General features: G+C 41.5%; 16 protein-coding genes. All 16 read left to right on the top strand.

Annotated elements, in window-relative coordinates; all coding sequences use genetic code 11:
- Positions 1-44 precede the first annotated feature (44 nt).
- The 16 genes from ccrZ to DG474_RS02050 all read left to right on the top strand — a co-directional run bounded on the left by ccrZ (position 45) and on the right by DG474_RS02050 (position 14,798).
- The gene (ccrZ, locus tag DG474_RS01975; protein WP_093585866.1) at positions 45-839 is read left to right on the top strand and encodes a cell cycle regulator CcrZ; all 795 of its coding nucleotides are present in this window, start codon (positions 45-47) and stop codon (positions 837-839) included.
- On the top strand, positions 836-1,471 hold the full coding sequence (trmB, locus tag DG474_RS01980; protein WP_061415776.1) for a tRNA (guanosine(46)-N7)-methyltransferase TrmB: 636 nt from the start codon (positions 836-838) through the stop codon (positions 1,469-1,471). Before ccrZ ends, trmB begins: the two co-directional genes overlap by 4 nt.
- A 126-nt stretch (positions 1,472-1,597) precedes the next feature.
- Positions 1,598-2,077: a ribosome maturation factor RimP gene (gene rimP / locus DG474_RS01985; RefSeq protein WP_000338692.1), complete on the top strand. Its 480-nt coding sequence runs from the start codon at positions 1,598-1,600 to the stop codon at positions 2,075-2,077.
- A 42-nt stretch (positions 2,078-2,119) separates the two neighbouring features.
- Entirely contained in the window at positions 2,120-3,256 is a 1,137-nt protein-coding gene (gene nusA / locus DG474_RS01990; protein WP_255778684.1) for a transcription termination factor NusA, read from the top strand.
- Between the two features lie 21 nt (positions 3,257-3,277).
- Positions 3,278-3,571, top strand: a complete 294-nt coding sequence (gene rnpM / locus DG474_RS01995) for an RNase P modulator RnpM (RefSeq protein ID WP_000857555.1) — start codon at positions 3,278-3,280, stop codon at positions 3,569-3,571.
- Positions 3,564-3,863, top strand: coding sequence for a YlxQ-related RNA-binding protein (locus tag DG474_RS02000; RefSeq protein ID WP_001041396.1), 300 nt, complete (start codon positions 3,564-3,566; stop codon positions 3,861-3,863). Before rnpM ends, DG474_RS02000 begins: the two co-directional genes overlap by 8 nt.
- Positions 3,864-3,879: 16 nt before the next feature.
- Entirely contained in the window at positions 3,880-6,666 is a 2,787-nt protein-coding gene (infB, locus tag DG474_RS02005; protein ID WP_255778685.1) for a translation initiation factor IF-2, read from the top strand.
- Between the two features lie 166 nt (positions 6,667-6,832).
- Positions 6,833-7,183, top strand: coding sequence for a 30S ribosome-binding factor RbfA (gene rbfA / locus DG474_RS02010; protein WP_001273601.1), 351 nt, complete (start codon positions 6,833-6,835; stop codon positions 7,181-7,183).
- A gap of 161 nt (positions 7,184-7,344) precedes the next feature.
- Positions 7,345-8,124: a hypothetical protein gene (locus DG474_RS02015; RefSeq protein ID WP_000840376.1), complete on the top strand. Its 780-nt coding sequence runs from the start codon at positions 7,345-7,347 to the stop codon at positions 8,122-8,124.
- A gap of 1 nt (position 8,125) precedes the next feature.
- Positions 8,126-8,308 carry a hypothetical protein gene (locus DG474_RS02020; RefSeq protein WP_000505783.1) on the top strand — a complete coding sequence of 61 codons (183 nt, stop codon included), beginning with the start codon at positions 8,126-8,128 and terminating at the stop codon, positions 8,306-8,308.
- Between the two features lie 261 nt (positions 8,309-8,569).
- The gene (locus tag DG474_RS02025; RefSeq protein WP_000368739.1) at positions 8,570-8,803 is read left to right on the top strand and encodes a DUF1858 domain-containing protein; all 234 of its coding nucleotides are present in this window, start codon (positions 8,570-8,572) and stop codon (positions 8,801-8,803) included.
- Positions 8,803-10,137, top strand: coding sequence for a DUF438 domain-containing protein (locus tag DG474_RS02030; RefSeq protein WP_255778686.1), 1,335 nt, complete (start codon positions 8,803-8,805; stop codon positions 10,135-10,137). Before DG474_RS02025 ends, DG474_RS02030 begins: the two co-directional genes overlap by 1 nt.
- A 9-nt stretch (positions 10,138-10,146) precedes the next feature.
- Complete coding sequence (locus DG474_RS02035; protein WP_000119715.1) at positions 10,147-10,401, top strand: DUF1912 family protein; 255 nt, start codon at positions 10,147-10,149, stop codon at positions 10,399-10,401.
- Between the two features lie 97 nt (positions 10,402-10,498).
- The gene (locus tag DG474_RS02040; protein ID WP_000038703.1) at positions 10,499-10,894 is read left to right on the top strand and encodes a helix-hairpin-helix domain-containing protein; all 396 of its coding nucleotides are present in this window, start codon (positions 10,499-10,501) and stop codon (positions 10,892-10,894) included.
- Positions 10,895-11,174: 280 nt separating this feature from the next.
- Positions 11,175-11,735, top strand: coding sequence for a GNAT family N-acetyltransferase (locus DG474_RS02045; protein ID WP_000196174.1), 561 nt, complete (start codon positions 11,175-11,177; stop codon positions 11,733-11,735).
- Between the two features lie 45 nt (positions 11,736-11,780).
- Positions 11,781-14,798 carry a DEAD/DEAH box helicase gene (locus tag DG474_RS02050; RefSeq protein ID WP_001257862.1) on the top strand — a complete coding sequence of 1,006 codons (3,018 nt, stop codon included), beginning with the start codon at positions 11,781-11,783 and terminating at the stop codon, positions 14,796-14,798.
- Positions 14,799-14,805 lie beyond the last annotated feature (7 nt).

A 14,805-nucleotide genomic window follows, 5' to 3' on the forward strand; every position in this document is an offset into this window, starting at 1 on the left:
AAAAACTAGTAGAATAGTAAGGAAACTTTATACGGAGGAAAGAAATGGACTTGGGTGATAATGAGCTAACGCTGACCCCTATACCTGGGAAGAGTGGCAAGGCTTATATGGGAAGCTACCCTGATGGGAAGCGCGTCTTTGTAAAAATGAACACCTCTCCAATCCTACCTGGCTTAGCCAGAGAACAAATCGCTCCTCAATTACTATGGACTCGTCGTTTGCCAGATGGTCGTGATATGTGTGCCCAGGAATGGTTGACGGGTAAAATCTTGACACCGCACGATATGAATCGCAAGCAGATCATCAATATCTTGACGCGTCTTCACCGCTCACGTCCCTTGATGAAGCAGTTGAGCCGTTTGGGATATACCATGGAGACGCCAGTAGACTTGTTGCAGTCTTGGAGGCAGGAAGCACCCGAAGTCTTGAAACGACATCAGTACTTAAACTCGGTGATTGATGATTTGCGCAGGACAGTTCCAGGTTTTAGAGAAGACCATGCAACGATTGTGCATGGTGATCTTCGCCATAGTAATTGGATTGAGACAGAGAGTGGACTCGTTTATCTAGTGGATTGGGATTCGGTTCGTCTGACGGATCGCATGTTTGATGTGGCGCATATGCTGTGTCATTATATTCCAGAGCAACATTGGCATGATTGGCTAACTTATTACGGTTATAAGTACAATCAGACAGTTTTAGATAAATTGTATTGGTATGGTCAGTATTCTTACTTGAGCCAGATTGCCAAATACTTTGTAAATCAAGATTTAGATAATGTAAACCGGGAGATTTATGCCTTGCGTGTCTTCCGTGACAAGTATGGAAAGAAGAGATGAGAGTTAGAAATCGTAAAGGGGCGACAGAGTTACTAGAGGCTAATCCCCAGTATGTTGTCCTCAATCCCTTGGAAGCCAAAGGGAAATGGCGAGACTTGTTTGGAAATGATCATCCTATTCATGTTGAAGTTGGGAGTGGGAAAGGAGCCTTCGTATCTGGAATGGCCAAACAGAACCCTGACATCAATTACATCGGGATTGACATCCAAAAGTCGGTATTAAGTTATGCCTTGGATAAGGTATTAGAAGTTGGAGTGCCTAATATCAAGTTGTTGTGGGTAGATGGTTCTGATTTGACGGACTACTTTGAAGACGGTGAGATTAATCGTCTCTACCTAAACTTTTCTGATCCCTGGCCTAAAAAACGCCATGAAAAACGTCGTTTGACTTACAAGAGTTTCTTGGATACCTTCAAGCGCATCTTGCCTGAGAATGGGGAAATCCATTTCAAGACAGACAATCGTGGCTTATTTGAGTACAGCCTAGTGAGCTTTTCTCAGTATGGGATGAAACTCAATGGTGTTTGGCTGGACTTGCATGCCAGTGATTTTGAAGGCAATGTCATGACAGAGTATGAGCAAAAATTCTCCAGCAAAGGTCAAGTAATCTACCGAGTTGAAGCAGAATTTTAAGAAATAGCTTGAAAACCAGCCGTTTGAGTGCTTATGCTTTACATAAATTGCCAAACGTGCTATACTAATAGTAAGAATATGAGAAAGAGAGGCGGGGAAATATCTTCGCCTCTTGCTTATGAGGAGGTGGACGCAATCGCAACAATCGTAGAATTAGTCAGAGAAGTTGTAGAACCTGTCATCCAAGCGCCTTTCGAACTCGTGGATATCGAGTATGGAAAGATTGGCAGTGACATGATTCTCAGTATTTTTGTAGATAAACCTGAAGGAATTACCTTGAACGACACGGCAGACTTGACAGAAATTATCAGTCCTGTCTTAGATACCATCAAGCCCGATCCCTTCCCAGAACAATATTTCCTAGAAATCACCAGTCCAGGCTTGGAACGTCCTTTAAAAACCAAGGATGCAGTCGCTGGAGCAGTTGGGAAATACATTCATGTCGGGCTCTACCAAGCCATTGATAAACAAAAAGTCTTTGAAGGAACCTTGCTATCCTTTGAAGAGGACGAGTTGACTATGGAGTATATGGACAAAACACGTAAGAAAACAGTTCAAATTCCATACAGTTTAGTATCAAAAGCACGTTTAGCAGTAAAACTATAGAAAAGAAAGGATAGCTTTTGAGGATTCAAAAGTAAAAAGAACATGAGTAAAGAAATGCTAGAGGCCTTCCGCATTTTGGAAGAAGACAAGGGAATCAAAAAAGAAGACATCATCGACGCAGTAGTAGAGTCGCTTCGTTCCGCTTATCGTAGACGCTATGGTCAATCAGACAGCGTAGCTATCGACTTCAATGAAAAGACAGGTGACTTTACAGTTTATACTGTCCGTGAAGTTGTTGATGAAGTGTTTGATAGCCGTTTGGAAATCAGCTTGAAAGATGCCCTTGCCATTAATTCAGCCTATGAGCTTGGTGACAAGATTAAGTTTGAAGAAGCACCAGCTGAGTTTGGTCGTGTAGCAGCCCAATCTGCTAAACAAACCATCATGGAAAAAATGCGCAAGCAAACACGTGCCATCACTTATAATACTTACAAAGAACATGAACAAGAAATCATGTCTGGTACGGTAGAACGTTTTGACAACCGCTTTATCTATGTCAATCTCGGTAGCATCGAAGCCCAATTGTCAAAACAAGACCAAATCCCTGGAGAGGTGTTTGCTTCCCACGACCGTATCGAAGTCTACGTTTACAAGGTTGAAGACAACCCTCGTGGTGTCAATGTCTTTGTTAGCCGTAGCCATCCAGAAATGATCAAACGCTTGATGGAGCAAGAAATCCCAGAAGTGTATGATGGAACTGTTGAAATCATGAGCGTAGCTCGTGAAGCAGGTGACCGTACCAAGGTTGCCGTTCGTAGCCACAATCCAAACGTGGACGCTATCGGGACAATCGTTGGTCGTGGTGGTGCCAATATCAAGAAAATCACCAGCAAGTTCCACCCAGCTCGTTACGACGCTAAGAGCGACCGTATGATTCCTGTTGAAGAAAACATCGACGTTATCGAGTGGGTAGCAGATCCGGCTGAGTTTATCTACAATGCTATCGCACCTGCAGAGGTTGACCAAGTTATCTTTGATGAAAACGACAGCAAACGTGCCTTGGTCGTTGTACCTGATAACAAGCTTTCTCTTGCTATCGGTCGTCGTGGGCAGAACGTTCGCTTGGCAGCTCACTTGACGGGTTACCGTATCGATATCAAGTCTGCCAGTGAGTTTGAAGCTATGGAAGAAGCAGGTCAAGTGGATTACGCAGTTTCGGATGAATTGATCGAAGAATAAAAGCTGCTAGAGGAGGGAAAGATGAAAACAAGAAAAATCCCTTTGCGCAAGTCTGTTGTATCCAACGAAGTGATTGACAAGCGTGATTTGCTCCGCATTGTCAAGAACAAAGAAGGAGAGATCTTTATCGACCCGACAGGCAAGGCCAATGGCCGTGGCGCTTATATCAAGCTAGACAATGCAGAAGCCCTAGAGGCGAAAAAGAAGAAAGTCTTTAACCGCAGCTTTAACATGGAAGTGGAAGAAAGCTTCTATGACGAGTTGATCGCTTATGTGGATCACAAAGTAAAAAGAAGAGAGTTAGGACTTGAATAAGCAAAAAATAAGCAATCTCTTGGGACTTGCTCAACGAGCAGGTCGGATCATATCAGGTGAGGAATTGGTGGTTAAGGCCATCCAAGACCAGAAAGCCAAGCTAGTCTTTCTAGCCCATGATGCTGGCCCTAATCTAACCAAGAAGATTCAAGATAAAAGTGACTATTATCAAGTAGAAGTTATAACCGTGTTTTCAACACTGGAATTAAGCATAGCAGTCGGAAAATCAAGAAAGGTTTTGGCTGTGACTGATGCTGGATTTACAAAGAAAATGAGGTCTCTTATGGAATAGAAGAGGAGGACATGATTTGTCTAAGAAAAGATTGTACGAAATCGCAAAAGAACTTGGAAAAGAAAGTAAAGAAGTTGTAGCGCGTGCAAAAGAGTTGGGCTTGGATGTGAAAAGCCACTCATCGAGCGTGGAAGTTGCTGCTGCTGAGCAAATCGCAGCTAGCTTTAAATCGGCACCTGCTCCTAAGGCAGAAGCAAAACCTGTAGCACCAAAAGCAAGTGTAGAAAAGAAAGCAGAAAAGTCTGTTCCGGATAAACCAGCTGCCGCAAAGGAAGAAAGCAAACCAGTTGCACCTGCAGCTCCTAAGGAAGAAAAAGTGGTGGCTGCAAGACCGCAGAGCCGAAACTTCAAGGCGGAGCGTGAGGCACGTGCAAAAGAGCAGGCAGAGCGACGCAAACAAAACAAGGGCAATAACCGTGACCAACAACAAAACGGCAACCGTCCGAAAAACGACGGCCGTAATGGTGGCAAACCTGGTCAAGGAAACCGCGACAATCGCCGTTTTAACGACCAAGGGAAGAAACCACAAGGTCAAGGAAATCGTAGTAATGATCGCCGTCAGCAACAAGACTTCCAGCCAAAACCAGCTGGACCACGTGTTGACTTTAAAGCCCGTGCAGCAGCCCTAAAAGCAGAGCAAAATGCAGAGTACGCACGCTCAAGCGAGGAGCGCTTCAAACAATCGCAAGCTGCTAAAGAAGCTTTGGCTCAAGCTAATAAACGCAAGGAGCCTGAAGAAATCTTTGAGGAAGCTGCTAAGCTAGCTGAACAAACGCAGCCAGCCGTAACAGTAGCTCCTGCAGCCAAGGAAGCGCCAGTGGATACACGTCGTAAAAAACAAGCTCGACCAGACAAAGAACGTGACGATTATGATCACGAAGAAGATGGTCCTAGAAAACAACAAAAGAATCGAAGTAGTCAGAATCAAGTGAGAAATCAAAGAAATAGTAACTGGAATAACAACAAAAAGAATAAAAAAGGCAACAAGCAAAATAACCGCAATCAGGCACCAAAACCTGTTACAGAACGTAAGTTCCATGAATTGCCAAGCGAATTTGAATATACGGATGGTATGACTGTTGCGGAAATCGCAAAACGTATCAAACGTGAACCAGCTGAAATCGTTAAGAAACTATTTATGATGGGTGTTATGGCCACACAAAACCAATCTTTGGATGGAGAAACCATTGAACTCCTATTGGTAGATTATGGTATCGAAGCCAAACAAAAGGTTGAAGTGGACAATGCGGACATCGAGCGCTTCTTCGTCGAAGATGGTTATCTCAATGAAGATGAACTGGTTGAACGTCCACCAGTTGTGACCATCATGGGACACGTTGACCATGGGAAAACAACTCTCTTGGATACCCTTCGTAACTCTCGTGTTGCGACAGGTGAAGCGGGTGGTATCACTCAGCATATTGGTGCCTACCAAATCGTGGAAAATGGCAAGAAAATTACCTTCCTTGATACACCAGGACACGCGGCCTTTACATCTATGCGTGCGCGTGGTGCATCTGTTACCGATATTACCATCTTGGTCGTAGCGGCAGATGACGGGGTTATGCCTCAGACTATCGAGGCCATCAACCACTCAAAAGCAGCCAACGTTCCAATCATCGTAGCCATCAACAAGATTGATAAACCAGGTGCCAACCCAGAACGTGTTATCGGTGAATTGGCAGAGCATGGTGTTATGTCAACAGCTTGGGGTGGAGATTCTGAATTTGTCGAAATCTCAGCTAAATTCAACCAAAATATCGAAGAATTGTTGGAAACAGTCCTTCTTGTGGCTGAAATCCAAGAACTCAAGGCAGACCCAACAGTGCGTGCTATCGGTACGGTTATCGAGGCTCGTTTGGATAAAGGAAAAGGTGCGGTCGCAACCCTTCTTGTGCAACAAGGTACTCTGAATGTGCAAGACCCTATCGTTGTCGGAAATACCTTCGGTCGTGTCCGTGCTATGACAAATGACCTTGGTCGTCGTGTCAAGGTTGCTGGACCATCAACGCCAGTTTCTATCACAGGTTTGAACGAAGCGCCAATGGCGGGTGACCACTTTGCTGTTTACGAAGATGAAAAATCTGCGCGTGCAGCCGGTGAAGAACGTGCGAAACGTGCCCTCATGAAACAACGCCAAGCTACCCAACGTGTCAGCCTTGAAAACCTCTTTGATACACTTAAAGCTGGTGAGCTTAAGTCTGTTAACGTTATCATCAAGGCCGACGTACAAGGTTCTGTTGAAGCCCTTTCTGCCTCCCTTCAAAAGATCGATGTGGAAGGTGTGAAAGTTACTATCGTTCACTCGGCAGTCGGTGCTATCAACGAATCTGACGTGACCCTTGCGGAAGCTTCAAATGCCTTTATCGTTGGTTTCAACGTACGCCCTACACCACAAGCTCGTCAACAAGCCGAAGCTGATGACGTAGAAATCCGTCTCCACAGCATTATTTATAAGGTTATCGAAGAGATGGAAGAAGCTATGAAAGGGATGCTTGACCCAGAATTTGAAGAAAAAGTTATTGGTGAAGCAATTATCCGTGAAACCTTCAAAGTGTCTAAAGTCGGAACCATCGGTGGATTTATGGTTACTAGCGGTAAGGTTACCCGTGACTCTAAAGTCCGTGTTATCCGTGACGGTGTCGTTATCTATGACGGCGAACTCGCAAGCTTGAAACACTACAAAGACGACGTCAAAGAAGTTACAAACGGTCGTGAAGGTGGATTGATGATTGATGGCTACAATGATATCAAGACTGATGATGTGATTGAGGCTTATGTCATGGAAGAAATCAAACGATAATAGAGAAACGATAGCCAATTTGACTCGTCGTCAACAGCGCCTTGATGAACCCTTAGTTCTATCTAAGGCTTGTTTCCTAGATTCAAATGGCTCTAGTTCCTCTATCTAACAGAAATAGCTAGGTCTGCTGGCCTAGCTTTTGGTTCAAAGTAGAGAAAGGAATATAATGGCAAATCATTTCCGTACGGATCGTGTGGGCATGGAAATCAAGCGCGAAGTCAATGAGATTTTGCAAAAGAAAGTCCGTGATCCGCGTGTCCAAGGTGTGACCATCACAGATGTTCAGATGCTAGGTGACTTGTCTGTTGCCAAGGTTTACTACACCATTTTGAGTAACCTTGCTTCGGATAATCAAAAAGCTCAAATCGGGCTTGAAAAAGCAACTGGTACCATCAAACGTGAACTTGGTCGCAATTTGAAATTGTACAAAATCCCAGATTTGACCTTCGTCAAAGACGAATCCATCGAATATGGAAACAAGATTGACGAGATGCTACGCAATCTGGATAAGAACTAAGAAAGAGGGGGAACCCTCTTTTTTGTTGCTGGAGTGCCAGATATGACGAGGCAATAATCTGTAAAAAAGAAAGTTAAACAAATGATTTTTTTGAAAAGGCTTTATATTTTTCTTATAGTATGATATGATAAGATGTGAAAAAAAGAAATAAGGAGATTGAAATGGCTGAACAAGATCTAGCTATGCAAGTATTGGAACAAGTGGTGAAACTACCTGTTGTGAAAGTTGATCGTTCAAAATTTTTAGTGGACAAGTTTTCTAAAGAATTAGATCCGAAGGATATCTCAACATTATTGGAGCAGGGTCCTTCTAGCTTGCTATCTCAGGAAATCTTAGATAGAGTTGCTAATGCTTGTATTATGGATAATGTCTTGCTGGCCAGTGGGACCTCGGTTTTAGCAGGCCTACCTGGAGGTCTTGCCATGGCAATTACCATACCAGCAGATGTAGCTCAATTTTATGCTTTTTCATTAAAATTAGCTCAAGAATTGGGGTATATTTACGGTTACGATGACCTTTGGGCTTCTCGTGATGAATTAAGTGAGGATGCTCAAAATACCCTCTTGCTATATCTTGGTGTCATGCTTGGGGTAAATGGTACAGCTGCCTTGCTTCGAGCAGGAGGTGTTGCTGTTGCTAAGCAAGTGATGAAAACTGTTCCTCAGAAAGCCTTGACAAAGACGCTCTGGTATCCAATTTTGAAAAAAGTTTTGAAAATTTTTGGTGTTAATCTGACAAAAGGAGGCCTAGCCAAAGGAATGGGGAAATTCATTCCTATCCTAGGTGGCATTATTTCAGGTGGCTTAACCTTTGCGACCATGAAACCGATGGGGGAAAGCTTGCAACAGGAGTTATCTAAATTAGTTAACTATAATGAAGAACAATATCAAGAAGACATAGAAACTATCCGAAAAGAAGCTGAAATCATCGAAGGTGAGTAATATGGGATTCATTAAAATTCTGACCAAGACTTACGGGAATTACTTTTTCGTGATGCAAAGCATCAAAGTCCTGAAGAACATGAAAAAAGATGACAATGCTCTAGTAGGTTTCGGGAAAGTACTGCTTGCTGACAAGCTGATGGATGTAGCCCAGTGGCTCGCAAAACCAGATGATAAGGAATAACTTGAAATGAAAGAAACTAGCAGGAACTCCGCTGCTAGTTTTTTAATCTCTTTCTATATGGTATAATATAAGCAGTAAAATCATTTTATACTCTTCGAAAATCTCTTCAAACCACGTCAGCTTCACCTTGCCGTAGGTATGGTTACTGACTTCGTCAGTTCTATCCACAACCTCAAAACACTGTTTTGAGCAACCTGCGGCTAGCTTCCTAGTTTGCTCTTTGATTTTCATTGAGTATTAGAACATACAATGGAGGTCGTCATGGACAATATCATCGATGTGTCAATACCCGTTGCAGAAGTGGTAGACAAGCATCCAGAAGTTTTGGAAATCCTAGTGGAGCTCGGTTTTAAACCACTTGCTAATCCCTTGATGCGCAACACAGTCGGTCGCAAAGTATCGCTCAAACAGGGTTCTAAACTTGAAGGAACTCCTATGGACAAGATTGTCCGCACGCTAGAAGCGAACGGCTATGAAGTGATTGGATTAGACTAATGGCAGATGAACGGATTCATATCCTACGGGATATTTTGCTAGAATTGCACAATGGCGCCTCTCCTGAGTCAGTTCAGGAGCGATTTGATGCGACTTTTACAGGTGTTTCAGCCATCGAGATTTCCCTCATGGAGCACGAGCTGATGAACTCAGACTCAGGTGTCACCTTTGAAGATGTCATGGAACTCTGTGATGTCCATGCTAATCTTTTTAAAAATGCAGTAAAGGGCGTCGAAGTAGAAGATACCGAGCACCCAGGTCACCCAGTTCGCGTCTTCAAGGATGAAAATCTGGCTCTCCGTGCTTCCTTGATTCGCATTCGGAGATTGTTAGATACCTATGAGTCTATGGAAGACGAGGAAATGCTTGCGGAGATGCGCAAGGGTTTGGTTCGTCAAATGGGGCTTTTGGGGCAATTTGATGTCCACTACCAGCGTAAGGAAGAGCTCTTTTTCCCCATCATGGAGCGCTATGGTCACGATTCACCCCCAAAAGTCATGTGGGGAGTGGATGATCAGATCAGAGAACTCTTTCAGACAGCTCTAGCGACAGCCAAGGCACTACCAGAAGTGTCGATTAACACTGTAAAAGAAGATTTCGAAGCTTTTGCGACAGAGTTTGAAAGTATGATTTTCAAGGAAGAGACCATCCTACTCATGATTCTCCTTGAGTCTTTCACCCAGGATGACTGGATTCAGATTGAGGAGGAGAGTGATGCCTACGGCTATGCCATTATCCGTCCGTCTGAAAAATGGGTGCCAGAGCGCCAGAGTTTCCTTGAGGAAAAGAGCGCAGAGGAGCCCGTGCAGCTAGACACGGCTGAAGGTCAAGTTCAGCAAGTTATCGATACACCAGAAGGACAGTTCACCATTACCTTTACCCCTAAGAACAAGGAAGCGGTACTGGACCGTCATAGTCAACAGGCTTTTGGCAATGGCTATCTCTCCGTCGAGCAGGCCAACCTCATCCTCAATCACCTCCCTATGGAGATCACTTTTGTCAATAAAGACGATATTTTCCAGTATTATAATGACAATGCGCCGGCTGATGAGATGATTTTCAAACGGACGCCGTCCCAAGTCGGACGCAATGTAGAACTCTGCCATCCGCCCAAGTACTTAGACAAGGTGAAGGCCGTTATGAAAGGTCTTCGTGAAGGGGTCAAGGACAAGTATGAAATGTGGTTCAAGTCAGAGTCGCGAGGCAAGTTTGTCCATATCACCTATGCCGCAGTACACGATGAAAACGGGGAATTCCAAGGCGTGCTAGAGTATGTTCAGGATATCCAGCCCTATCGAGAGATTGATACGGACTATTTCCGTGGATTAGAATAAGGAGAATCAATGAGTTACGAACAAGAATTTATGAAGGAATTTGAAGCCTGGGTCAATACCCAGATCATGATCAACGACATGGCGCACAAGGAAAGTCAAAAAGTCTACGAAGGAGACCAAGATGAACGCGCCAAAGATGCTATGATTCGCTACGAGAGTCGCTTGGATGCTTATCAGTTTTTGCTTGGTAAGTTTGAAAACTTCAAAGCAGGCAAGGGATTTCATGATCTGCCAGAAGGCTTGTTTGGTGAGCGAAACTATTAAAATACAGATACTTTCTTGATTTTTTCCCAAAATCTTGATAGAATATCTTTATTAAATCCTTGTCAGAGCAGGGATTTTTTATTGAAAGGATTTTATCATGTCAAAGAAACTCCAACGTAAAAAACAATTGCGAAATAGCCTTCGTCGCTCAGGTGCATTTTCAAGTACGGTGACCAAGGTTGTCGAAGAGACTAAGAAAGTCGTGAAACATGCAGAAAAATCTGCCAGCCAAGCAGGAAAAGTTGTCTCTAAAAAAGTGGAACAAGCAGTAGAAGCGACCAAGGAACAAGCTCAAAAAGTGGCGAATTCAGTAGAAGATTTCGCAGCTACTTTGGGTGGCCTCTCAGTAGATCGCGCTAAGACTTTCTATGATGAAGGCATCAAGTCAGCTTCTGACTTCAAAAACTGGACAGAAAAAGAACTCCTTGCCTTGAAAGGAATCGGCCCAGCTACCATCAAGAAATTAAAAGAGCACGGAATCAGCTTCAAGTAATTTTTCTTGTCCCTTGCATTTCCGTCAAAAACTTGCTACAATAGAGCCATTAGAGGTGTTTTGAGTCTCACATTTTACAGAAAGTGGCGGTGCTGAGAAGTCCACAAATGTGTCAAAACTGGTTGCTGATGGATGAAAAATGAAATAATATTGTCTTTTTATTATAAAGACGAGAGTTGCGGGCGTCTCTGCCCGAAATTGGGTGGTACCGCGGATAAACACATTCGTCCCTGTCATGGATATGGCAGGGGCGATTTTTTGTAGAAAGAGAGGTAGAAGGATGACAAGAGCAGAGTTGCCAGAACGAATAGAGACCGAGCGTCTGGTCTTGCGAGTCCGTACCGTGGCTGATGTTGTGGATATCTTTGACTATGCCAGTAGGTCAGAAGTTTCCTACCCAGCAGGCTTTCCGCCCGTCAAGAGCTTGGAAGATGAGATTTATTATCTAGAGCATATTCTGCCCGAGCGTAATGAAAAGAACAATCTCCCAGCGGGCTATGGAATTGTCGCTAAAGGAACCGATAAGGTCATCGGCTCTGTTGATTTCCCTCGTCGTCACGAGGATGATGTCTTGGAGATTGGCTATATCTTAAATCCAGACCATTGGGGTCTAGGTTATGTTCCAGAAGCAGCGCGTGCCTTGATTGACCTAGCTTTTAAAGAATTGAATCTGCATAAGATTGAACTGACTTGCTTTGGTTATAACCTTCAAAGTCAACGAGTTGCAGAGAAACTTGGCTTTACCCTTGAAGCTCGCATAAGAGACCGCAAAGATGCCCAAGGCAACCGTTGTGACAGTCTGATATATGGCTTGCTGAGGAGTGAGTGGGAGAGTTTTTAATGAGTAAGATATATTCTTGTTTTTATATGCTTTAAGGGAGACATGATGAGAAGTAGTCATAATCAAATATTAGATGCTTGGATTACAGTAGAACAATTATCAGAAGGGAATATTGAAAAAAGTGATTCTAAGTATAAGATTTTTCAAGGTGATGATTATCAATCAATATTAAAAGATTTTTTTAAACGTCAAAAATTAAAATCCAGTTCAGGGATTGCTGTTTATTGTGGAATTTTCCCTTTTCGAAAAATTATTGAAGTGTTAAGAGGCAAATACAATTTAAAGGCGACGGAGGAAGAATTGGGAAGAGCTTCTTATAAATTTACTTTTGCTCTATACTTTGATAAAGATTTGAAGTTCTTAGCTGATAAGTTTTTTTTAACCATGAGTGGGCAAATTTTCAAAAATGGGGAATTGCCTAAAGATTTCTTAATAGCAGAAAATGAGCTTCGAGAACAGTTAGGTCAGGCGTTTCTTGATGGAGAGTTCAATGAAGTTTTTAGTAAACTTCTCAAAAAGTATGAGATTTCACCAAGTGATTGCAGATATTATTTTGTTAAGAATTTTGCTGACGAAATAAATTTACATTCATTTTTTCTAAAGGATTTGAAATATGCAAAATCAATTTATAATGAAAATCTCAATCGTTATTTATCAGGATTCGATTCTGTAAGGGTTAATTTGGACGGCAATAAAGAATCATCCTATTTTAATCCCAAAGATTTAGAAACTATACTTGAACCGAAAAATTATCCATTAGGAAGATTTCCTAGTAACCCTGAATATGCTCTTTCCATGATGCAACAAGTAGCTGTAAATTTAGCTTCGAATGCGGATGAAGATGTGAGAAGTGTCAATGGTCCTCCGGGGACTGGTAAAACGACACTTTTAAAAGATATTTTTGCAGATCTGGTAACGGAACAGGCGAGAATTATTAGTGAATTATCGGCTCCTAAGCTTAAAGGGGATCTAGTTTGTCATGACAAACTAGATCTTATTGCAAAATTACCAAAAGAAATTGCAGAAAAAGGAATCGTAGTTGCAAGTTCTAATAATGGTGCTGTTAAAAATATTGTTAATGAATTACCCCAAAGAAAAGAAATTTATCAGAAATTAAATTGGTTAGATGAATTAAAGAAAATTGATTACTTTGCTGAAATCAGTAATGATTTATTGTTAGAAGATGAAGATGTTTCTAACGACAAAAAATATTGGGGATTGTTTTCGATAGAAGGTGGAAAAAAACAGAATAGAGACCGTCTGCAAAATGTTTTAAAAGCAATACGACAAGAGTTGAATTCGGATAAATTTCAATCGAATCCATCAGTATACGAAGAGTTTAAAATTCAATATCAGAAGCTATTTGATAAAAGAGAAAAGATGCAAGATATAGCAGATAAGATTCGATTGCATGTAAAATTGAAAAATGCTTACCAACAGGTTGAGATAGAGTTTCATCAGGATGATGCCCAAAGACGTTCAGAACTATCTAAAATACGGGATAAACATATTCAATTAGAAAATAGTAAAAAGGAAATAGAATCTGAGCTGTTTGAGCATGAGCGTCTTATTTCTATGTTAAATGTTAACAAACAGATAGCAGCACAAGATGTTGAGTTGATAAAATTACAAGCTCCACGTTTCTTATGGTTAAAAAGACTTTTCACACCATCGAAATTAGATACTTATTTTACGAGATTGAATCAAGCGAATGAAAGTCTAAAAGCAGAACTGAAGAAAGTACATGATGAAAGTCAATATTGCCACGGTTTGCAAAAAGAGATAAAAATGCATGAACTTGAATTAAATCAATTGAGTCAAAGGCAACAGAGGTATAATGAATGGAAATCTAAACAAGAAGATAAATTAATTCGTCATCAGGAAAAAATTTTGAAATTACAATCGGAACTTGCTACATACCCTGTTAAAAAGTTGAATTTTTCTGTTCCATATGAAGAACTACAAGTATCAAATTTTTGGTTTGATGATGACTATCGAGAAGAGCAGAGTCGTTTGTTTATTAAAGCACTGGCAGTTAGGAAGCAATTTATATATGACAATAAAAAGCATTTTGAAAAAGCATTATGGATTTGGGAGAAGCCTCAAAACTATTCAATGAGAGATAATGCTAGTGATTTATATAAAGCTGCGTGGAATTGGGTCAATTTCACTGTTCCAGTTATTAGTACAACTTTTGCAAGCTTTAATTCCATGTTTCGGTGTTTGCCTGAAAATAGTATCGGTAATGTATTTATTGATGAAGCGGGTCAGGCATTACCTCAAGCAAGTGTGGGGGCTATTTTTAGAAGTAAGCATATTATGGCTGTTGGGGATCCTTCTCAAATACAACCAGTACAGACTATGGATAAAAATATTTTAGGATTTTTAGCACAGCACCACAAGATAGCCTCTAAATATCTTGTGTCATCAACGCAAGAATTGATGGATTCTGCTAGTAGATATGGTTTTAAAAAACAAGATGGGACATGGATAGGACTTCCTCTCTGGGTTCATCGTCGTTCTAGTGATCCGATGTTCAGTATTTCCAATAAAATTTCTTATGATAATTTAATGGTTCAAGGAAAGGAAGAAGCTCGAGGTCTGGGAGAATGGTTTGACGTTGGTGGAGGTGCTAAGGATAAATTTGTTCCTGAGCAAGCTGATTATTTGAAAGAAGAGTTGCAGAAAAGACATGAGGAATTTGATGATATTTATGTCATTACTCCTTTTAAAAATGTATCGGTTCAACTAGCAAAAGAACTAGATAAAATCGGTTTCACAAAGCGGGAGAATGGAAAACCTATAAATGTAGGGACGGTACATACTTTCCAAGGAAAAGAAAATAAGATTGTATATTTTGTGCTTGGAGCAGATAATATGAGTGAGGGGGCTGCTCGCTGGGCTGTCTCTGAACCCAATATTTTAAACGTTGCAGCGACTAGAGCTAAAGAAGAGTTTTATATTATTGGGAATAAATCTCTTTACAAAGCCACACAGAGCCCTATTATAAGAGATACTATTGACATTTTAGATTCTTATCAAAGTAGCTTAGAAATTAACTAGAAAGGAC

This window comes from Streptococcus oralis (assembly GCF_024399415.1).
GTDB lineage: Bacteria > Bacillota > Bacilli > Lactobacillales > Streptococcaceae > Streptococcus > Streptococcus oralis_CS.

Coding starts and splice junctions, on each gene's coding strand:
- DG474_RS02045 (WP_000196174.1), top strand. CDS start 11,175: ATGACAAGAGCAGAGTTGCCAGAACGAATAGAGACCGAGCGTCTGGTC.
- ccrZ (WP_093585866.1), top strand. CDS start 45: ATGGACTTGGGTGATAATGAGCTAACGCTGACCCCTATACCTGGGAAG.
- DG474_RS02040 (WP_000038703.1), top strand. CDS start 10,499: ATGTCAAAGAAACTCCAACGTAAAAAACAATTGCGAAATAGCCTTCGT.
- trmB (WP_061415776.1), top strand. CDS start 836: ATGAGAGTTAGAAATCGTAAAGGGGCGACAGAGTTACTAGAGGCTAAT.
- DG474_RS02050 (WP_001257862.1), top strand. CDS start 11,781: ATGAGAAGTAGTCATAATCAAATATTAGATGCTTGGATTACAGTAGAA.
- DG474_RS02015 (WP_000840376.1), top strand. CDS start 7,345: ATGGCTGAACAAGATCTAGCTATGCAAGTATTGGAACAAGTGGTGAAA.
- DG474_RS02020 (WP_000505783.1), top strand. CDS start 8,126: ATGGGATTCATTAAAATTCTGACCAAGACTTACGGGAATTACTTTTTC.
- rnpM (WP_000857555.1), top strand. CDS start 3,278: ATGAAAACAAGAAAAATCCCTTTGCGCAAGTCTGTTGTATCCAACGAA.
- DG474_RS02030 (WP_255778686.1), top strand. CDS start 8,803: ATGGCAGATGAACGGATTCATATCCTACGGGATATTTTGCTAGAATTG.
- DG474_RS02035 (WP_000119715.1), top strand. CDS start 10,147: ATGAGTTACGAACAAGAATTTATGAAGGAATTTGAAGCCTGGGTCAAT.
- rbfA (WP_001273601.1), top strand. CDS start 6,833: ATGGCAAATCATTTCCGTACGGATCGTGTGGGCATGGAAATCAAGCGC.
- DG474_RS02025 (WP_000368739.1), top strand. CDS start 8,570: ATGGACAATATCATCGATGTGTCAATACCCGTTGCAGAAGTGGTAGAC.
- nusA (WP_255778684.1), top strand. CDS start 2,120: ATGAGTAAAGAAATGCTAGAGGCCTTCCGCATTTTGGAAGAAGACAAG.